Raw genomic sequence first — 19,627 nt, forward strand, 5'->3', positions numbered from 1 at the left:
ATCACACCTCCAGCCGCAGGACGCCCGCGAGCAGACACAGTCCGGCTCCGAAGCCGAGGACCGCGACCAGACCCTTGGGCATCCCCTGCTTGACGAAGGAGATGATGCCGCCGACGAAGAACAGGCCGACGACGATCAGCAGGGTGGACAGGCCGTTCACAGGGCGCCCTTCGTGGAGGGCACGATGCCCGCCGAGCGCGGGTCCCGCTCGCTGGCGTAGCGCAGGGCGCGGGCCAGGGCCTTGAACTGGCACTCCACGATGTGGTGCGCGTTGCGCCCGTAGGGCACGTGGACGTGCAGGGCGACCTGGGCCTGGGCCACGAAGGACTCCAGGATGTGCCGGGTCATCGTGGTGTCGTACTCGCCGATCATCGGCGCCATCTTCTCGGGCTCGGTGTGCACGAGGTAGGGGCGGCCGGAGAGGTCGACGGTGACCTGGGCGAGCGACTCGTCGAGGGGCACCGTGCAGTTGCCGAAGCGGTAGATGCCCTTCTTGTCGCCGAGGGCCTGCTTGAAGGCGGCGCCGAGGGCGAGGGCGGTGTCCTCGATGGTGTGGTGCGAGTCGATGTGCAGGTCGCCCTCGGTCTTCACGGTGAGGTCGAACAGTCCGTGGCGGCCGATCTGGTCGAGCATGTGGTCGTAGAAGCCGACACCCGTGGAGATCTCGGTCTTCCCGGTGCCGTCGAGGTCGATCTCGACGAGGACGGACGTTTCCTTGGTGGTGCGTTCCACGCGTCCTACGCGGGTCATGCGCTCTGCTCCTTCGGGGAGGACGTGGGGGTGTCCCCCGTCAACAACTGCTTGTCACGGACCGCGTCGAGGAACGCGTCGTTCTCCGCCGGGGTGCCCGCGGTGACCCGCAGCCAGCCCGGTACTCCGTTGTCCCGGACCAGGACGCCCCGGTCGAGGATCCGCTGCCACGCGGCGTGGGCGTCGGCGAACCGGCCGAACTGGACGAAGTTCGCGTCCGAGGCGGTCACCTCGTAACCGAGGGTACGCAGCTCGGCGACCAGCCGGTCCCGCTCCGCCTTCAGCTGCTCCACGTACTTCAGCAGCAGGTCGGTGTGGTCCAGGGCGGCCAGCGCGGTCGCCTGGGTGACGGCCGACAGGTGGTAGGGCAGCCGGACGAGCTGGACGGCGTCCACGACCGCGGGGTGTGCCGCGAGGTAGCCGAGGCGCAGTCCGGCCGCGCCGAACGCCTTGGACATGGTGCGGGAGACCACGAGGTGCGGCCGGCCGTCGAGCAGCGGCAGCAGCGAGTCGCCGTGGCTGAACTCCACGTACGCCTCGTCCACGATCACCATCGACGGCTTGGCGGCCTGCGCGGCGTCGTACAGGGCGCGGACGGTGTCGGCGGGGACGGCGTTGCCGGTGGGGTTGTTGGGGGTGGTGACGAAGACCACGTCCGGCCGGTGCTCGGCGATCGCTTGCTCGGCCGCGGCGACGCCGATCGAGAAGTCGGCCTCGCGCGGCCCGGAGATCCAGCCGGTGCCGGTGCCCCGGGCGATCAGGGCGTGCATGGAGTACGACGGCTCGAAGCCGAGCGCGGTGCGGCCGGGCCCGCCGAAGGTCTGCAGCAGCTGCTGGATGACCTCGTTGGAGCCGTTGGCCGCCCAGACCTCGCCCACGCCGACGGGGTACCCGGAGGTGTCCGTGAGGTAGGCGGCGAGCCGGGTGCGCAGCTCGACGGCGTCCCGGTCGGGGTAGCGGTTGAGGTTCCGGGCGGCCTCGCGGACCCGCTCCGCGATGCTCTCGACGAGCGGTTCGGGCAGCGGGTAGGGGTTCTCGTTGGTGTTCAGCCGTACGGGCACGTCGAGCTGGGGCGCGCCGTAGGGGGACTTGCCCCGCAGCTCGTCGCGTACGGGGAGTGCGTCGATCGAAGTGGTCACTTGCTCGTCGGTACCTTCCAGCCGAACCTCGCCTTGATCGCCGCGCCGTGCGCGGGCAGGTCCTCCGCCTCCGCCAGGGTCACCACGTGGTGGGCGACGTCGGCGAGCGCGTCCCGGCCGTAGTCGACGATGTGGATGCCGCGCAGGAAGGACTGCACGGACAGGCCCGAGGAGTGGCAGGCGCAGCCGCCGGTGGGCAGGACGTGGTTGGAGCCGGCCGCGTAGTCGCCGAGGGAGACCGGCGCCCAGGGGCCGACGAAGACGGCGCCCGCGTTGCGCACCCGGTCGGCGACCGCGGCGGCGTCGGCGGTCTGGATCTCCAGGTGCTCGGCGCCGTAGGCGTCGACCACGCGCAGGCCCTCCTCGACGCCGTCGACGAGGACGGTGGCGGACTGCTTGCCGGACAGGGCCGGCACGATCCGGTCGTCGATGTGCTTGGTGGCCGCGACCTGCCGGGCCAGTTCCGCGTCGACCGCGTCGGCGAGTTCCGGCGAGTCGGTGACCAGGACGGCGGCGGCCAGCGGGTCGTGCTCGGCCTGGCTGATCAGGTCGGCGGCGACGTGCACCGGGTCGGCGGTGGCGTCGGCGAGGATGGCGATCTCGGTGGGGCCGGCCTCGGCGTCGATGCCGATCTTGCCGGTGAAGTAGCGCTTGGCGGCGGCCACCCAGATGTTGCCGGGGCCGGTGACCATCGCGGCGGGCGGGCAGGACTCGGTGCCGTGCGCGAACATCGCGACGGCGGTGGCGCCGCCCGCGGCGTAGACCTCGTCGACGCCGAGCAGGGCGCAGGCGGCGAGGATCGTCGGGTGCGGCAGCCCGCCGAAGTCGGCCTGGGCCGGGGAGGCGAGGGCGATCGACGGGACGCCCGCCTCCTGCGCCGGCACCACGTTCATGATCACGGAGGAGGGGTAGACGGACCGGCCGCCGGGCGCGTACAGCCCGACGCGGTCGACCGGGACCCACTTCTCGGTGACCGTGCCGCCCGGCACCACCTGGGTGGTCCGGGTGCTGCGGCGCTGCTCGCGGTGGACGACGCGGGCGCGGCGGATGGACTCCTCCAGGGCCGCGCGGACGGCGGGGTCGAGCCCCTCCAGGGCGTCGGTGAGCGCCCGGGCCGGGACCCGGACCGACTCCAGACGCACCCCGTCGAACTTCTCGGCGAAGTCGATCAGTGCCGCGTCGCCGCGATGATGCACGGCCTCGGCGATGGGACGCACCTTCTCCAGGGCGGTCGCCACGTCGAAGTCGGCGCGCGGCAGCAGGTCGCGCAGCGCGGGGCCCTCGGGGAGGGCGTCACCGCGCAGATCGATTCGGGCCAGGAAGGAATGTTGCAGCACGGGACCAATTCTCTCAGACCCGCGCCGGAGCCCGTGCGCCCGTTCCAATGGCTGATACGCGCCACCTTCGGTGACCGTCCGCACACACGCGCCCCACCATTTTCACTTTCCGTGTTCAACGGGTCACCGGACCGGGCATCACCGATTGTACGAAGCACCGAACCGGCGAGTATCCGGGAGGGAGGGGAAGGCCGTGACCGACGGGACGGGACCGGGCCCGGGAGAGCCGCCGCAGGATCTGACGCCGGTGGAGGCGGGCATGTGGCAGGCGTTCCGCGACGGCAGCGTGTACGACCTGAGCAGCGGCGACCCCGCCGTCGACGACCCGCACGGCGCGCACCCCTGGGGGCCGGAGCGGACCGTCCGCGCCCGTGTCGTGTGCTGGCTGCTGCTGGACGGTCCGCCCGCGCTGACCGGCCGGGTCTCCTCGCTGAAGCTGGTGGGGGTGCGGATCAGCGGCGCGCTCGACCTGGCGGGCGGCACGGTGGTGCCGTACGTGGAGATGCGGGGCTGCCGCTTCGAGCGGGACGTGCTGCTGCCGGAGGCCCGCTTCACCACGGTTCGGCTGGTGGACTGCTCGGTCCCGCGGCTGGAGGCGGCCCGTCTGCACACCGAGGGCGACCTGCACCTGCCGCGCTGCCGGTTCCTGGGCGGCATACGGCTGACGGACGCCCGGATCGGCACCGACCTGCTGCTCAACCAGGCCGTGGTGCACCGGGACCGCAGCGGCCGCTCGCTCGCCGGGGACGGCATGACGGTGGGCCAGGACCTGACGGCGGAGATGCTGGAGTCGCACGGCGAGCTGAGCCTGCGCAGCGCGCAGATAGGTGTCTCGCTGAGCCTGCGCGGTGCCCGGCTGAACAACCCGCACGCCCGCCTCGCGCTCAACGCGCCCCAGCTGACGGTGGAGCGGTCGCTGTACCTGACCCCGGCGGGGATCGGTTCCCAGGCGCGCAGCGGCATGACACCGGCGCGCGGGACGCGCATACAGCGCTTCGACTGCCGCGGCGGGATACGCCTGGACGACGGGCGCTTCGGGGACGCGGTCGACTTCGAACGGGCCCGGTTCGTCCTCACCGACGACCAGGAGCTGTCCCTGCGCCGCGTGCAGACGTCCGAACTGCGCTTCCTCGGGGAGCGGCCGGCGCGCGGCCGGGTGGTGCTGTCCGGGGCCCGGGTGGTGAACCTGATGGACCGCGCGGACAGCTGGCCCGGGCCGGGCCGTCTGCACATGGGGGGCTTCACCTACGAGAACCTGGTGCCGCGCGGCCCCTTCCCGCTGGAGATGCGGCTGCGGTGGGTGGCCGCGGCGAGCGCCGAGTACAACCCGGAGCCGTACGAGCGGCTGGCCGCGGTCCTGCGGGAGAGCGGCGAGGACGAGGACGCCCGCGAGGTGCTGCTGGCCAAGCAGCGCCGCCGCCGCGAGAGCCTCCCGGTCGCGGCCAAGCTCTGGGGGTACGCCCAGGACTGGACGGTGGCCTACGGGTACCGGCCCGGCCGGGCCGCGGTGTGGATGGCGGTGCTGTGGGCGGGCGGGTCGCTGGCGTTCGCCCGCGCGCACCACCCGCCGCTCAAGGACGGCGAGCACCCGGCCTGGAACCCGTCCCTGTTCGCCCTGGACCTGCTGCTGCCGGTGATCGACCTCGGCCAGGTGGGCTTCTGGCAGCTGCGGGGCGGCTGGCAGTGGCTGGCGGCGGCGTTCGTCCTGCTGGGCTGGATCCTGGCCACCACGGTCGCGGCCGGCGCCACCCGGACCCTGCGGCGCCACTGAGGGCGGGGGGCGGCGCAGCCGGGGCCGCCGTCGACGAGCGGTGGCGACCGGCGGCGACCTGCGACGGCCCGCGGTCCCCTGGGGCGTCCGGCTGCCGCCAGCTGCCTCGGTACGGCCCCGTGGGCCCGCGGTACGAACGCCGGCGGCCCGGCCGACGCGCTTCCGGTCGCCCCGGTACGGGCCCGTGCGGAGCCCTTGGGGCCCCCGGGGCGGCATTTTGCCGTCCCTTGACCGAGCGGCGTACAACCTTCCGCGACTTCCACGCCAGGGGTGGCGCCGCTGTGACCTGCGGTCTTTCAATGGTCGACACCATGACCCCGCTGCACTCCACCACCCGTTCGTCCCGGATCCGCGGGCTCAGGGGGTTCCGCCGCCCCGCGCCCGCCCGGACCTCCTCCCCCGGTGCCGTCACCCTGCCGCCCGACGACGACGTGCTGCTCGACGCGCCCGACGACGTGCTGGGCCCGGCCCTGGTGGATGCCGCCGCCGGAGACCACCGGCCCGCCGCCGACCTGCTCGCGGCGACCCGGCACACCCGAGCCTGGGAGCGCCGCGACCGCTACGTGCGCCGTCTGGCGGGCTTCGCGCGCTCCCGGCCGGACTGGCTGGACGCCTGGCGGGCGCACGCCCCCGGCAACCCGGACCTGCTGCTGGTGGAGGCCCAGTCGGCGGTGGACCGCGCCTGGGACTCCCCCGCCCGCGCCGAACTGCTGCGCGAGCTGAACCACCTGATCACCGCCGCCGCGCGGGCGGACCACCGGGACCCGGTGCCCTGGCGCCTGGCCCTGGACCACGCGCGCGGCGCCCGCGCCGGCCACCGGTACGTGGAGGAGGTGTGGGCGGCCGCCGTCCGCCGCGCCCCGCACCACTACGGCAGCCACGTGGCCGCCCTGCGCTACCTGGCGTCCGCCTGGCACGGCGCGCACCGCGAGTGCTTCGACTTCGCCGACCGGGCGGCGCAGGACGCCCCGGAGGACTCGCTCACCCGGACGCTGCCCCTGCTCGCGGCGTACGGCTACCTGACGGACGGCTGCGGCCCCGAGGTGCCGCGCGCCCGGCTCGACGCGGCGGCCGACCGCGCCGTCGCCCTGTCCGCGCGTCTTCCGGCGGACCGGTCCTGGCCCGCGGCACCGCGCAACCTGCTGATCCACGTCCTGGTCCGCCTGGAGCGCTGGACGGACGCCCTGGAGGAGCTGCGCCGCACCGGCCCGTACGCCACCTCCTTCCCGTGGGACCGGGACGCCGAGGACCCGCTGGGCCGGTTCCTGGAGGTCCGCCGCGCCGTGTGCGAGGCGGCGGCGTCCGGCGCTCCCGCCCCCGGGCACGCGCCCCTGCGCGGTGGCCCCGGCCATCCGCGGAGTGAACAGGGCGGCCGGCCCGGCCCCGGCGACCATTAGGCTTTTGCGTCGTGACCACCGTCCGGCTCCCGCTCTTCCCCCTGAACACCGTGCTGTTCCCGGGGCTCGTGCTCCCGCTCAACGTCTTCGAGGAGCGGTATCGCGCCATGATGCGCGAGCTGCTGAAGACCCCGGAGGACGAGCCGCGCCGGTTCGCCGTCGTGGCGATCCGTGACGGCCACGAGGTGGCGCCCAGCGCCCCCGGCATGCCGGATCCGACGGCCGTGCCGGAGCGCGGACCGGCCGCCGGGTTCGGCGCCGACCCGGCGCGCGCCCTGCACAAGGTCGGCTGCGTGGCCGACGCGGCGACCGTCCGGGAACGGCCCGACGGCACCTTCGAGGTGCTGGCGACCGGCACCACCCGCGTGCGGCTGCTGTCGGTCGACGCCTCCGGGCCCTACCTGGAGGCCGAGCTGGAGACGATCGACGAGGAACCGGGCGACGAGGCCGGGGCGCTGGCGGAGGGCGTCCTGCGGTCGTTCCAGCAGTACCAGAAGCGGCTCGCCGGGGCGCGGGAGCGTTCCCTGTCCACGGGCTCGGAGCTGCCGGACGAGCCGGGCGTCGTGTCCTATCTGGTCGCCGCCGCGATGATGCTGGACGTCCCGACCAAGCAGCGGCTGCTCCAGGCCCCGGACACCGCCTCGCGGCTGCGGGACGAGCTCACCCTGCTGCGTACGGAGACGGCCATCATCCGCAACCTGCCCTCGCTGCCCGCGGCGGACCTGACCCGGGGACCGACGAGCCTCAACTGACACCCCGCGCCGGGCGACCGGGCCGGCCGCACACCCCGGCGGGGGCAGTCGTCCGGTCGCCGCCCGACGCTCTCCGCCGCGCCGCGCGGCACCCGGCGGACCCACGACGGCAGACCCACGACGACCGGGAGGCACCCGCCGCGATGGCGAAGAAGTCCAGGAAGCAGCAGCCGGGGGGCACCCCCGCGACGGTGGCGCTCACGGCGGCCGGGGTGCCGTACACGGTGCACAGCTACGAGCACGACCCCGCTCACCCGTCCTACGGGGAGGAGGCGGCCGAGGCGATGGGGGTGTCGCCGGACCGGGTGTTCAAGACGCTGGTGGCCGACGTCGACGGCGCGCTGACGGTGGCGGTGGTCCCGGTGGCCGGTCAGCTGGACCTGAAGGCCCTGGCCTCGGCGGTCGGCGGCAAGCGGGCCGCGATGGCCGACCCGGCCCTGGCGGAGCGCACCACGGGGTACGTCCGGGGTGGCATCTCCCCGCTCGGCCAGCGCAAGCGGCTCCGCACGGTGCTGGACGCGTCGGCGGCCCGCCATCCGACCGTCTGCGTCTCGGCCGGCCGCCGCGGTCTGGAGGTCGAGCTCTCCCCGGACGACCTGGCGGCACTGACGGGCGCGATCGTCGCGGAGATCGGGCGCGGGTAGGCGGCGGGTGATCGGCCGGGCGGCCAGTCGGTCGTTCGGTCGACGGGGCTGTGCCGCCGTGGTGCCGGGTCCGGGCGGGAACGGGGCGCCCCGCTGCCGGTCCGGGCGGGTGACGGGGGCCCAGGCGCCGATCCAGCGCACGGCCGCGGGTCGCGCCCACCCTGCACGGCGCCAGCGGACCGGCGGGTCACCGTCGTCCGGTCACCGCGGATCGAGCGCCACGAGCCGCCCCGCAGGCGCAGGCCGTCCGAGGTGCGGGTCAGGCTCCGGGCGCTCCGTACGGGCCCTGCGGCAGGTGCGGGTCGGCCGGGAGGTGGGGCTCCGGATCGCGGGGGCCGAACAGCGCGGTCAGACCGAGGTGCAGGACGAGGGCCGCCAGCGGCCAGGCCAGCAGCGCGCCCTTGGCGCCGAGCTTCATCGGGGCGTCGAAGGTGGCGCCCTCGCCCACCCGGCGCGCCTCGGCGATCACGTCCTGTGGGGGGCCCAGCCACACCCCGAGCCGCCAGGCCAGCACCGAGCCGAGCAGGCCCCCCACGGCCAGCGCCACCACGAGCGGCACCCCGCCGTGCCGGCGGATCAGGAACACCGCAAGCGCGCTCACCGCGCCGAGCGCCAGCGCGAGCAGCGTGAACGTTCCGTCGACGCCGACGGCCTGCTCGCCCTCGGTCTCCTTGACGTAGACGACCCAGTTGCCGTCCACCGCGTCGCCGACCAGCGGCACGCGCGGAGCGAGCCACCACCACAGCACCCCGAGCAGCACGCCGCCGAGGGCCACCGCCACCGCGGCCACCGCGGCTTCCCGCAGTTCCGTCTTCATCCCGGGGCCGTCCTGTCCGTACCAGCCGTCCCCGGCGGGCCCGGCGGACCCGGTGTGCGCCGCGTCCTCGGCCGGGGCGGTCGTGCTGCCGGCCGCGGGCCGGCCCGCAGCGGAGGCGGAGTGCTCGTGCGGAGGCGGTGGTGGTGTCAGAGGTGCGCTCACCCTGACATCGTGCCAGGCGTCGCTGTGCGGCGCGTCATCGGACGGCGGCCCTGCGGTAGGCCCAGGTCGCCACGGCCAGGGACAGCACGCCGACCACTCCGCAGACGGCGAGGTCCCCGAGGACGAAGGCCCAGTCGGGGTCCGGCGCGAAGGTGCGCGCGTACGCCTCGACCCCGTAGGTCGACGGCAGCAGGTCGCGCGCCAGCCGCACCGCCTCCGGCATCCGCTCGGCGGGCAGCACGCCCAGCAGCAGGGCCGCCGACATGCCCAGCTGGCCGAGGAGGGTGGCCAGCTCGGGCCGGGGGGCGAGCAGGCCCAGGGCCGCGCCGAGCCCGGCGAGGGCGGCGCCCGCCAGCGGGATCACCGCGGCCAGCACCCACAGGTGGGTGAGCGGCAGCCCGAACAGCAGGCAGCCGAACACGGCGGTCACGACGGTCCCCGGCACCGTGAACGAGGCGTAGGCGCCGGCCGCGCCGAGTACCACGGCGGCCGGGGGGACGGGCAGGGTGGCATAGTGGTCGAGGCCGCCGCTGGAGCGCAGCTGGCCGAAGTACTGGGCGAGCAGGTTCAGCGCGACGAAGGCGACGACCAGGACCGACGATCCGGCGACCACGGCCCGCGCCTCGCCGCCGCCGTCGACCACGCCGCGCATCAGGATCATGATCCCGACGGACTGGAAGGTCGCGACGAACAGCAGGGGGATCCGCGCCACCCGCGCCCGGGAGAGCTGGGCCCGGTACACGGCCGCCAGGGAGGGCCACAGCCGGGCCCGGGGCCCGAGCTCGGCGGCGGCCGGCGCGGTCTCCTCGGTGGCCAGGGCACCGCCCGGCAGGACATCGGCGGGAACGACACTCACGTCGCGCTGCTCTCCTTCGCTGGGACGTCCGCCCGGTCCGGCGGGGGCGCTCGCCCTGTTCCGTACGGATGCCGCGGCCCTCGTGCTCACGCCTTCACCAGTCCTTGCCGTACGGCGCCGCCCAGCGCCAGGTACACGTCCTCCAGGCTGGGCGTGGCCAGCGTGAAGTCGTCCAGTGCGGCGAAGGCGGCACCGCCGGTGACGGTGGCGACGACCGTCCGGGCCTCCTCGGGCGCGAGCCGCAGGGTCCAGCGGCGGCCCGACTCCACGGCGCGGTCGCGCAGGGCGGCCACCTCGGGCACCTGGAGCGGCGCCTTCTCGCGCCAGACCAGGTCGACGCGGACCTCGCCGGCCACCTGTTCCTTCAGTCCGGCCGGGGAGTCGCAGGCGATGACGCGGCCACGGTCCAGGACGGCGACCCGGTCGAGGACGGTCTCGGCCTCGATGACGTTGTGGGTGACCAGCAGCACGGTGGTGCCGTGCTCGGCCCGGCGCCGGTCGACCGCGGACCACACCGCGCGGCGCGCCACCGGGTCCATGCCGGTGGTCGGCTCGTCCAGCACGAGCAGCGGCCGCTCCCCCACCAGTGCGGCGGCGAAGCAGGCCAGCCGGCGCTGCCCGCCGGAGAGCTTGCGCAGCGGGCGCCCGGCCAGCGGGGTGAGCCCCAGCTCCTCCAGGACGGCGTCGCGTTCGGCGCGGGCGCGCCGGGCCTCCAGGCCGCGCAGCCGGCCCGTGGTCTCGGCGGCGAGCGACACGGTGAGGTCGTCGAGGGCGGTGGACTCCTGGCCGAGGTAGGCGAGGATGCGGGACGCGCGCTCGGGGTGGCGCACGATGTCGTGGCCGAGGATGTCCACGCTGCCGCGGTCAGGGCGCATCAGCCCGGTGAGCTGGCGCACGAGGGTGGACTTGCCGGCGCCGTTGGGTCCGAGCAGCCCGAAGATCTCCCCGCGGCGGATGTCGAGCCGGACGTCGTCGGTGGCCCTGACCTCGGGGGTGGCCGGCACGCCGCGTCGTCCGCGCACCGCCGGGTAGGTCTTGGTCAGCCCGCGCACCGCACACACGACCTCGCCGTCGTGCCGGGTTCCCTGTGCCGCGCGCGTACTCACAAGGCACGAGACTACGGGGTCGGGAACCCCGGCCGGCCCTCGGGTCGCTCCGGGGCCCGCATGTCCCCCGCCGGGCGCCGAACCGGCCGCAACCCCGACCAACCCGGCACCGGCCGGCGAACCGCCCGGGCGGCGGCGCCGGCCGGGGGGAACGTCCGGGGAGACCGGCCGGTCACTCCCCGGAGGGGGCCGTCCGTTCCGTGCCCGTCCGCTGGTCGAGTTCGCGCCAGAAGCCCGCCCGGATGGCGTAGCGGTCCCGTTCGTCGATCTGGTCGTCCTTGTGGGCGAGCAGGCCGAAGCGGGCGGCGTAGCGCAGCAGCTCGCCGTCGACGCGGTGCGGGATGCGCGGGTACATGGCGGACAGCTTCTGGATGTGGCTCTGGTCGCCCAGGCGTTCCACCCAGCGCCGGGCGAACACCTGTCCGACCTCGTAGGGGTCGCCGCCGACGGTGGTGATGTCCTCCTCGCGATCCGCCCAGCGCTGCTCGGCCGTGGTGAGCTGGGCGAGGGTCGGCATGGAGGCGGCCTCGGCGGGCTCGGCGGCCGGGCGGTCGACCCAGCCCCTGTCGGAGGACCAGCGCAAGGTGGCGGAGGCGGGCGGCTGGGGGTGGGCGGCGGCGGGCCCGCGCAGGGCCGCCAGGTCCTTCGGGGTGGGCACGCCCTTGGTGCCGGACGCGGCGGGCCGCTCGGCCGTACCGTTCTGCCCGGCGGGGGCCTGCTCGCGGGGTTCCGGCGCGGTGCGCTCGGCGGCTGCGGCGAGCGCGGACTCCGGCAGCGGCGCGGACAGGATGGCGGCGATCTCGGGCCGGGGGGCGGGCGGCGGGGCGCACGTCCCGGGGTGTTCCTTGGGCCGTACCGCCTGGGTGATCCAGGCCCGGTCCAGCACCCGGCGCTCGTCGGCCTCGGCGACGAGGTCCTCGGACTGGTTGTAGTCGCCGTCGGCGGCCTGCACGGCCCACAGGTGGACGGCGACGCCGTGTTCCTTGGCCGCCATCATGCCCGGCAGCAGGTCGCCGTCGCCGGTGACCAGGACGATGTCGGAGCAGGCGCGGTTGCGGGCCAGCTCGGTCAGCTCGGCGTGCATCGCGGCGTCCACGCCCTTCTGCGCCCAGCGGCCGTCGCTGCGGGTCAGCGCGCCGAGCCGGACGGTGACACGTGGCATCACCCGCAGTCGGCGGTGCTCGGGCTGGGGGACGCGGTCGGGGGCGCCGTCGAACCAGTAGATGCGCAGCAGGGGCTGCCGCGTGTCGGCCTCGGCGCGCTCCCGCAGGCCCTGGATGAGAGCGGTGTGGTCGACGGTGATGCGGGAACGCGAGGGCTCCCCGGCGAGGAGACTGGCGGCCGCCCCCAGCAGATACCCGGCGTCCACCAGGACGATGCAGCGGTCCACGCGATCCACCCTCTTTCCGGGAGGCTTGCTTCGGGCTGGGCTCGGTTCGAGTCTGCCCGACCGTGCCGGGGTTGACGGCCCGAACTCGATCTTCGGCGTGGCGTTTCCACACTTCCTCCCCCGACTGTCCGTGTCACGCAGGGTAATTGTCCAACATGCGCTTGTTATCAGGGTATGTGAATCTGATCCCGGCCCTGGCCCCTAGATACCCACAGGAGGCACCACCATGGCCAAGAACAAGAACCGTGACCGTAAGCAGCCGCAGGCCGAGCGCGCCCAGCGTGGGGCGCAGCCCACCGCGATGGAGACGCCCGACGAGCAGCGCACCACGGAGGTGACCCCCGGCGACGTCGGCCGGGGCAAGGGCCGGCAGAAGCGCTTCGGCCACAACTGACCCCTTCGTCCCGGGACGTTGACGCCCGGGACGGGGCAGGAAGAGGGGCACACCCGCCGGCGGGTGTGCCCCTCCTGTCGTACGCGTGCGGCTCCCCCGGCGCGGCCCTGTCCCGCGACCCACGGCACGGGCGCGGCACGGCTGACGCGCCCCGCGGTGCGGATGCCGCCCCGGCCGTCGACGTGCCGCCGGGCGCCGCGGCGCGGCGGGGATCGGTGCGGCAACGGGGCGGGGGACGCGGCCCGGCGGTTCAGCCCGCCAGGCAGGACGGGCCGAGCAGCACCTTCAGGTCGCCGAACAACGCCGGGTCCGGCTTCACCCGGTGGCGGTCCAGCCGCAGCACCGTGGTCTTCGTCGGCCCCTGGAGCTTGATGCGGACCTCGCTGTCGCCCTTGTGGTGGGTGAGGATCTCGCCGAGCCGGCTGACCATGGGCGGGGTCACGCGCGTCGCCGGGATGGTGAGCACGACGGGTGCGTTGGTGCCCGCGTTGGACAGGTCGGGGACCTGGAGCTCCATCGCGACCAGGCGCGGCACGTCCTCGCGTTTGTCCAGCCGCCCCTTGACGAACACCACGGCGTCCTCGACCAGTTGCGTCGAGACGAGCTGGTAGGTCGCGGGGAAGAACATGCACTCGATGGATCCGGCGAGGTCCTCCACCGTGGCGATCGCCCAGGCGTTGCCCTGCTTGGTCATCTTGCGCTGGAGGCCCGAGATGATGCCGCCGATGGTGACGACCGCGCCGTCGCCGAAGTCGCCGCCGGTGAGCTGGGAGATGCCCGCGTCCGCCTTGTCGGAGAGCACGTGCTCCAGGCCGAACAGCGGGTGGTCGGAGACGTAGAGGCCGAGCATCTCGCGCTCCTGCGCGAGGAGGTAGGTCTTGTCCCACTCGTCGTCGGTGAAGGTGACGTCGAGACCGAAGCCGGGCTCGCTGGTGTCCGCCTCGCCCATGCCGCCGAACAGGTCGAACTGGCCCTCGGCCTCCTTGCGCTTGACCGCGACCACGTTGTCGATCATCGGCTCGTACTGGGCGGTGAGGCCCTTGCGGGTGTGCCCCATGGAGTCGAAGGCCCCGGCCTTGATCAGGGATTCGGTGGTGCGCTTGTTGCAGACCACCGCGTCGACCTTGTCCAGGTAGTCCGGGAAGGAGGCGTACTTCCCCTTGGCCTTGCGGCACTTGATGATCGACTCGACCACGTTGGTGCCGACGTTGCGCACCGCCGAGAGGCCGAAGAGGATCACGTCGTCGCCCTGGGCGGCGAAGTTGGACTCGGACTCGTTGACGTTGGGCGGGAGCACCTTGATGCCCATGCGGCGGCACTCGTTGAGGTAGACCGCCGACTTGTCCTTGTCGTCCTTCACCGAGGTGAGCAGCGCGGCCATGTACTCGGCGGGGTGGTTCGCCTTGAGGAAGGCGGTCCAGTAGGAGACCAGGCCGTACGCGGCGGAGTGCGCCTTGTTGAACGCGTAGCCGGCGAAGGGGACCAGCACGTCCCAGAGCGCCTGGATGGCTTCGTCGCTGTAGCCGTTCTTGCGGGCGCCGGCCTGGAAGATGGTGAAGTTCTTCGCCAGTTCCTCGGGCTTCTTCTTGCCCATCACGCGGCGGAGGATGTCGGCCTCGCCGAGCGAGTACCCGGCGATGATCTGGGCGGCCTTCTGCACCTGCTCCTGGTAGACGATCAGGCCGTAGGTGACGTCCAGGACCTCCTTGAGCGGGGCCTCCAGCTCCGGGTGGATCGGGGTGATCTCCTGCTGGCCGTTCTTGCGCAGGGCGTAGTTGGTGTGCGAGTTCATGCCCATCGGGCCCGGCCGGTAGAGGGCCGAGACGGCGGAGATGTCCTCGAAGTTGTCCGGCTTCATCAGCCGGAGCAGGGAGCGCATCGGCCCGCCGTCGAACTGGAACACGCCCAGGGTGTCGCCGCGCTGGAGGAGGTCGAAGGTCGTCGGGTCGTCCAGGGGCAGCGACAGCAGGTCGATGTCGATGCCCTTGTTGGCCTTCACCATCTTGACGGCGTCGTCCATGATGGTCAGGTTGCGCAGGCCCAGGAAGTCCATCTTCAGCAGGCCGAGCGACTCGCAGCTCGGGTAGTCCCACTGCGTGATGGTTACGCCGTCGGTGTGCCGCACCCAGACGGGGACGTGGTCGGTGATGGTCTCGCTGGACATGATCACGCCGGCGGCGTGCACGCCCATCTGCCTCACCAGGCCCTCGACGCCCTTGGCGGTGTCGATGACCTTCTTCACGTCGGGCTCGTTCTCGTACATCGCCCGGACCTCGCCCGCCTCCGAGTAGCGGGGGTGGTCGGGGTCGGTGATGCCGGACAGCGGGATGCCCTTGCCCAGGACGTCGGCGGGCATGGCCTTGGTGATGCGGTCGCCCATCGCGTACGGGTAGCCCAGCACGCGCGCGGAGTCCTTGATCGCGTTCTTGGCCTTGATGGTGCCGTAGGTGCCGATCATGGCGACCTTGTCGGCGCCGTACTTCTCCGTCACGTAGCGGATCACCTCGACGCGCCGGCGCTCGTCGAAGTCGATGTCGACGTCGGGCATGGAGATGCGCTCGGGGTTGAGGAACCGCTCGAAGATCAGGCCGTGCGGGATCGGGTCGAGGTCGGTGATGCCGAGGGCGTAGGCGACGATCGAGCCGGCCGCGGAGCCGCGGCCCGGGCCGACCGCGATGCCCTGCTTCTTGGCCCACATGATGAAGTCGGCGACCACGAGGAAGTAGCCCGGGAAGCCCATCGAGATGATGGTGTCCATCTCGTACTCGACCTGCTTCATGCGGTCGTCCGGGATGCCGTCCGGGAAGCGGCGGTGCATGCCGCGCAGGGTCTCCTCGCGGAACCAGGTGACCTCGGTGTAGCCCTCCGGGATGTCGAACTTCGGCATCAGGTCGCGCTTCTCGAACATGCCCGTGGTGTCGACCATCTCGGCGATCAGCCGGGTGTTGGCGCAGCCCTGCTGCCAGGCGTCCGAGGAGTCGATGGCGTACATCTCGTCCGTGGACTTCAGGTAGTAGCCGGTGCCGTCGAACTTGAAGCGGTCCGGGTCGGAGAGGTTCTTGCCGGTCTGGATGCACAGCAGGGCGTCGTGCGCGGTCGCCTCGTGCGCGTAGGTGTAGTGCGAGTCGTTGGTGACCAGGGGCGGGATGCCGAGCTTCCTGCCGATCTCCAGCAGGCCGTCGCGGACCCGGCGCTCGATCTCGATGCCGTGGTCCATCAGCTCCAGGAAGTAGCGGTCCTTGCCGAAGATGTCCTGGTAGTCGGCGGCGGCCTTGAGGGCCTCGTCGAAGTGGCCGAGGCGCAGCCGGGTCTGCACCTCGCCGGAGGGGCAGCCGGTGGAGGCCACGATCCCCTCGGACCACCGCGCGATGGTCTCCTTGTCCATCCGGGGCCACTTCTGCAGCCAGCCCTCGGCGTACGCGTCGGAGGACAGCCGGAAGAGGTTGTGCAGACCGGTGCTGTTCACCGCCCACATGGTCTTGTGGGTGTAACCGCCGGAGCCGGAGACGTCGTCGCGCTTCTGGTGCGGCTGGCCCCACTGGATCTTGCGCTTGTTGCGCCGGGACTCGGGGGCGACGTACGCCTCGATCCCGATGATCGGGGTGACCCCCGCCTTCTGGGCGGAGTGGAAGAAGTCGTACGCGCCGTGCAGGTTGCCGTGGTCGGACATGGCGATGTGCGTCATGCCCATCTCGTTGCAGGCGTCGAACATGTCCTTGAGCCGCGCGGCACCGTCCAGCAGCGAGTACTGGGTGTGGACGTGCAGGTGCGTGAACGGCGGCTTCGACACGGTGCGGCCTCCTGGGGGGACGTGCGGTGACGGACAGGCGGACGGTGGGGTGGTCAGCGTCGAAGTCTATGCCTCGGCACTGACACCCCGGCGCCTCACCCGCGTACCTTCGGGCAGGGGTTCCGGGCACTCCGGTGACCCGTCACACGTTAGGCAGGGGACGGATCAGCCGTCCCCCACCGTCCCGTACCTGGAGGCACCCCGCGATGTCGGTCCCGCAGCTCAATGACGAGCACCGCGGCGAGGAGATCCTCGCTGTCCTCGACACCGCCTTCGGCGAGCTCCTGGCCGCCGATCCGGCCGCGTTCCGCGTGAAGTTCCGCAAGATGGCGGCCTCTGCCTTCGCCTTCTACCGGGGGACGGCGTGCCTCTACTACCACGATCTGCAGAGCGAGAGGCGCGGCGGGCCGTACCTGGACGACCGCACCTCGCGCGTGTGGATCCACGGCGACCTGCACGCGGAGAACTTCGGCACGTACATGGACTCCAACGGCCGCCTGGTCTTCAACGTCAACGACTTCGACGAGGCGTACGTCGGCCCCTTCACCTGGGACCTCAAGCGCTTCGCCGCCTCCATGGCGCTGATCGGCTACGCGAAGGCGCTCAGCGACGAGCAGATCACGGAGCTGGTGGAGATCTACGCCGTCGCCTACCGCGAGCGGATCCACGCGCTGGCGACCGGCGCCAAGAGCGACGAGGTGCCGCCCTTCACCCTGGACACCGCCCAGGGCCCGCTGCTGGACGCGCTGCGCGACGCGCGCTCGCTGACCCGGTTCGGGCTGCTGGACTCGATGACCGAGATCCGTGACTTCGAGCGCCGCTTCGCCCCCGGCGGCGGCGCGGTCGAGCTGGACGCGGCCACCCGGTACAAGGTGCTCGCGGCCTTCGACGGCTACCTGGAGACGCTGCCCGACTCCTCGCTGGCCCGCCCGGACTCCTACCGCGTCAAGGACGTCGTGGGCCGCCGCGGCATCGGCATCGGCTCGGCCGGGCTGCCGTCGTACAACATCCTGCTGGAGGGGCACAGCGACGCCCTGGAGAACGACGTCGTGATCTACATCAAGCAGGCCCAGACCCCGGCGGTTTCCCGCCACGTCACGGACTCCGCGATCCGGGACTACTTCCAGCACGAGGGCCACCGCACCGTGATCTCCCAGCGCGCCCTCCAGGCGCACGCCGACCCGTGGCTGGGCTGGACGGAGCTGGACGGCTCGGGACAGCTGGTCGCCGAGGTCTCGCCGTACGCCGTGGACCTGGACTGGGGCGACATCGACGACCCGGAGGAGATGGCGCAGGTCGTCGCCGACCTCGGCCGGGCCACGGCGACGATGCACGCGGCGGCGGACGACACCTCCGGCGAGTCCCTGGTGCCGTTCTCCACCGAGCGGGCCATCGACGCGGCGATCGCCGCCGACGAGGACGGCCTGACGCCCCTGCTGGTCGACTTCGCGCACACCTACGGGGCCCGCGTCCGGAACGACCACCAGATCTTCCTGGACCTGTTCCGCAACGGCAGGATTCCGGGGCTGTAACGTCCCGGCCGCACCGGAACCCTTCAGCAACCCCTCACAGGGACGCATGACAGACTCGTGACCGCCATGGACCTCACCGGAACCCCGCTCAGAGCCGTACGCGCGGCGCTGTTCACGGCCGTCGCCGTGACCCTCAGCACCGCGTCGCACGTGCTGCTGTCCGGGGCCCCGCTGCCGCTGAACACGGTGACCGCGATCGCGGCCGCCGTGTTCGTCCTGGCGTACGCGCTGGCCGGCCGGGAGCGGTCCTTCGGGCGGATCGCCGCCCTGCTGATCCCGCTGGAGCTGGCCGCGGACACGGTCTTCACCACCGGCCAGCACGTCTGCTACGGCCGGATGGGCGGCCCCGTCACCGGCCCGCTGCGCTCCGTCGGCTTCGACCTGCTGTGCGGCGACGGCACCAGCGTGGGCGCGCCGCTCGCCCGGGTCACCGGCACCGCCACCGGCGGCGACCGGCTCGCGGTCCTGCTCTCCCACGCCGACCAGGGCACCGCCTGGCTCCTGCTCGGGGCGCACGTCGGGGTCGGCCTGTGCGCGGCCGCCTGGCTGCGGCGCGGCGAGCGGGCACTGGCCCAGGTGCTGCGCGCGGTGGCCGCCACCACCTTCCGGCCGCTGCTGCTGGCGGTCGCGGCGGTGTCGGCGCACCGCGCCCCGGACACCGTCCGCCCGGCCCGTCCGGCGGCCCCCGCGACGCCGGCCCGTCACCTGATCCTCGTGCACTCCCTGGGACGGCGCGGACCGCCGTGCTCCACCGCCGCCGTCGCCCTCGCCTGAGGACGACGGCCGACGGCCCACCGGGCACCAGCAGTCCCCCTACACATCCACCCGCACGCGTGCGACGTGTGCGAGACCCCCCATGGAGAACACCAGCATGAGCAAGCGGAACAGCCAGGCGGCGAAGACGGCGGCCCGGGAGCGGCTGCGCGCCGAGCGCGAGCGCGAGGCGAAGCGGGCGAAGGTCAAGCGGCAGATCGTCGTCGCCTGCTCGGTCGTCGGCGTCCTGGCGATAGCCGGCGGCGTCGGCTACGCCATCGTCCAGGCCAACAAGCCGAGCGCGTGGGAGGCGGCAGCCGAGGAGAAGGTCGTCGCCCCCGCCAACACCTCGGGCAAGAACGGCACCACCGTGGTGATCGGCAAGGACAGCGCGAAGAAGACCCTCAAGCTGTACGAGGACCCGCGCTGCCCGGTCTGCGCCACGTTCGAGCAGTCGGTCGGCCCGGCCCTCCTGGAGGACTACGAGGCCGGCAAGTACAAGATCCAGTTCATCGGCGGGACCTTCCTCGACGGCGACAGCCGGGACGGCAACCGCATGCAGGTCGGTTCCCACGGCGAGGGCTCCAAGAACGCGATGAGCGCGCTGGGCGCGGCCCTGAACGTCAGCCCGGAGGCGTTCCTGGAGTTCAAGGAGGCCATGTACTCCGCGAAGTGGCACCCCCAGGAGTCCCAGGACAAGTTCAAGGACGACGACTACCTGATCGAGATCGCCGACTCGACCGACGCCCTGAAGGGCAACAAGAAGTTCCAGGACGCCGTCAAGAACGGCACGTTCGACGCCTGGGCGCTGGCCATGTCGTACACCTTCAACACCAACAAGGACGACGTGCAGGGCACGCCCAGCCTGATCATGGACGGCAAGAAGCTCACCGGCGCGGACGGGCAGAACACCCCCATGACCCCCGACGACTTCAAGACGGCCATCGACAAGGCCCTGAAGGGCTGACGCCGCCCCGCGCCCGTGCCCGGCTCGGGCGGTGGGTGACCCCGGGGTCACCCACCGCCCGAGCCGGGCA

Annotated in this window: 17 protein-coding genes; 8 read left to right on the forward strand and 9 right to left on the reverse strand. The window is 73.0% G+C overall.

Annotated elements, in window-relative coordinates:
• Position 1 precedes the first annotated feature (1 nt).
• From AB0F01_RS01165 to hisD, 4 genes are read right to left on the reverse strand one after another with little or no spacing between them, the layout of a single operon-like run.
• Positions 2-160 carry a hypothetical protein gene (locus tag AB0F01_RS01165; protein WP_362089010.1) on the reverse strand — a complete coding sequence of 53 codons (159 nt, stop codon included), beginning with the start codon at positions 158-160 and terminating at the stop codon, positions 2-4.
• Entirely contained in the window at positions 157-750 is a 594-nt protein-coding gene (gene hisB / locus AB0F01_RS01170; RefSeq protein ID WP_362089011.1) for an imidazoleglycerol-phosphate dehydratase HisB, read from the reverse strand. The genes AB0F01_RS01165 and hisB overlap by 4 nt, the downstream gene beginning before the upstream one ends.
• A complete protein-coding gene (locus tag AB0F01_RS01175; protein ID WP_362089012.1) occupies positions 747-1,889 on the reverse strand; it encodes a histidinol-phosphate transaminase in 1,143 nt (380 codons plus the stop codon). The genes hisB and AB0F01_RS01175 overlap by 4 nt, the downstream gene beginning before the upstream one ends.
• Positions 1,886-3,226 (reverse strand): histidinol dehydrogenase, encoded by a 1,341-nt coding sequence (hisD, locus tag AB0F01_RS01180; protein ID WP_362089013.1) that lies wholly within the window; start codon positions 3,224-3,226, stop codon positions 1,886-1,888. The genes AB0F01_RS01175 and hisD overlap by 4 nt, the downstream gene beginning before the upstream one ends.
• Positions 3,227-3,419: 193 nt before the next feature.
• Here hisD and AB0F01_RS01185 point away from each other — a divergent pair, with 193 nt between their 5' ends.
• The 4 genes from AB0F01_RS01185 (at position 3,420) to ybaK (ending at position 7,790) form a co-directional block, all read left to right on the forward strand.
• On the forward strand, positions 3,420-4,997 hold the full coding sequence (locus tag AB0F01_RS01185; RefSeq protein WP_362089014.1) for an oxidoreductase: 1,578 nt from the start codon (positions 3,420-3,422) through the stop codon (positions 4,995-4,997).
• Positions 4,998-5,296: 299 nt separating this feature from the next.
• Entirely contained in the window at positions 5,297-6,394 is a 1,098-nt protein-coding gene (locus AB0F01_RS01190) for a hypothetical protein (protein ID WP_362089015.1), read from the forward strand.
• Positions 6,395-6,405: 11 nt separating this feature from the next.
• Positions 6,406-7,146 carry an LON peptidase substrate-binding domain-containing protein gene (locus AB0F01_RS01195; RefSeq protein ID WP_362089016.1) on the forward strand — a complete coding sequence of 247 codons (741 nt, stop codon included), beginning with the start codon at positions 6,406-6,408 and terminating at the stop codon, positions 7,144-7,146.
• Between the two features lie 143 nt (positions 7,147-7,289).
• Positions 7,290-7,790: a Cys-tRNA(Pro) deacylase gene (gene ybaK / locus AB0F01_RS01200; protein ID WP_362089017.1), complete on the forward strand. Its 501-nt coding sequence runs from the start codon at positions 7,290-7,292 to the stop codon at positions 7,788-7,790.
• 259 nt (positions 7,791-8,049) lie between these two features.
• Here ybaK and AB0F01_RS01205 read toward each other — a convergent pair whose 3' ends face one another.
• From AB0F01_RS01205 to AB0F01_RS01220, 4 genes are all read right to left on the reverse strand, one after another.
• Positions 8,050-8,769 (reverse strand): AAA family ATPase, encoded by a 720-nt coding sequence (locus AB0F01_RS01205; RefSeq protein ID WP_362089018.1) that lies wholly within the window; start codon positions 8,767-8,769, stop codon positions 8,050-8,052.
• Between the two features lie 34 nt (positions 8,770-8,803).
• Positions 8,804-9,625, reverse strand: a complete 822-nt coding sequence (locus AB0F01_RS01210; RefSeq protein WP_362089019.1) for an ABC transporter permease — start codon at positions 9,623-9,625, stop codon at positions 8,804-8,806.
• Between the two features lie 86 nt (positions 9,626-9,711).
• Positions 9,712-10,686 (reverse strand): ABC transporter ATP-binding protein, encoded by a 975-nt coding sequence (locus AB0F01_RS01215; RefSeq protein ID WP_362090167.1) that lies wholly within the window; start codon positions 10,684-10,686, stop codon positions 9,712-9,714.
• Between the two features lie 217 nt (positions 10,687-10,903).
• A complete protein-coding gene (locus AB0F01_RS01220) occupies positions 10,904-12,121 on the reverse strand; it encodes an NYN domain-containing protein (RefSeq protein WP_362089020.1) in 1,218 nt (405 codons plus the stop codon).
• A gap of 226 nt (positions 12,122-12,347) precedes the next feature.
• On the opposite strand from AB0F01_RS01220, the gene AB0F01_RS01225 reads away from it, so the two are divergent.
• The gene (locus tag AB0F01_RS01225) at positions 12,348-12,515 is read left to right on the forward strand and encodes a hypothetical protein (RefSeq protein ID WP_362089021.1); all 168 of its coding nucleotides are present in this window, start codon (positions 12,348-12,350) and stop codon (positions 12,513-12,515) included.
• 250 nt (positions 12,516-12,765) lie between these two features.
• On the opposite strand, the gene dnaE is transcribed toward AB0F01_RS01225, so the two are convergent.
• On the reverse strand, positions 12,766-16,305 hold the full coding sequence (gene dnaE, locus AB0F01_RS01230) for a DNA polymerase III subunit alpha (protein ID WP_362089022.1): 3,540 nt from the start codon (positions 16,303-16,305) through the stop codon (positions 12,766-12,768).
• Between the two features lie 206 nt (positions 16,306-16,511).
• Between dnaE and AB0F01_RS01235 the strand changes: the two genes are divergently transcribed.
• The 3 genes from AB0F01_RS01235 (at position 16,512) to AB0F01_RS01245 (ending at position 19,557) form a co-directional block, all read left to right on the forward strand.
• Positions 16,512-17,837 carry a DUF2252 domain-containing protein gene (locus AB0F01_RS01235; protein WP_362089023.1) on the forward strand — a complete coding sequence of 442 codons (1,326 nt, stop codon included), beginning with the start codon at positions 16,512-16,514 and terminating at the stop codon, positions 17,835-17,837.
• A 66-nt stretch (positions 17,838-17,903) separates the two neighbouring features.
• On the forward strand, positions 17,904-18,611 hold the full coding sequence (locus tag AB0F01_RS01240) for a hypothetical protein (RefSeq protein WP_362090168.1): 708 nt from the start codon (positions 17,904-17,906) through the stop codon (positions 18,609-18,611).
• Between the two features lie 97 nt (positions 18,612-18,708).
• Positions 18,709-19,557, forward strand: coding sequence for a thioredoxin domain-containing protein (locus AB0F01_RS01245; protein WP_362089024.1), 849 nt, complete (start codon positions 18,709-18,711; stop codon positions 19,555-19,557).
• The last annotated feature ends 70 nt before the right edge of the window (positions 19,558-19,627 follow it).

The sequence above is a fragment of the Streptomyces sp. NPDC029526 genome, assembly GCF_040637405.1.
Taxonomy (GTDB): domain Bacteria; phylum Actinomycetota; class Actinomycetes; order Streptomycetales; family Streptomycetaceae; genus Streptomyces.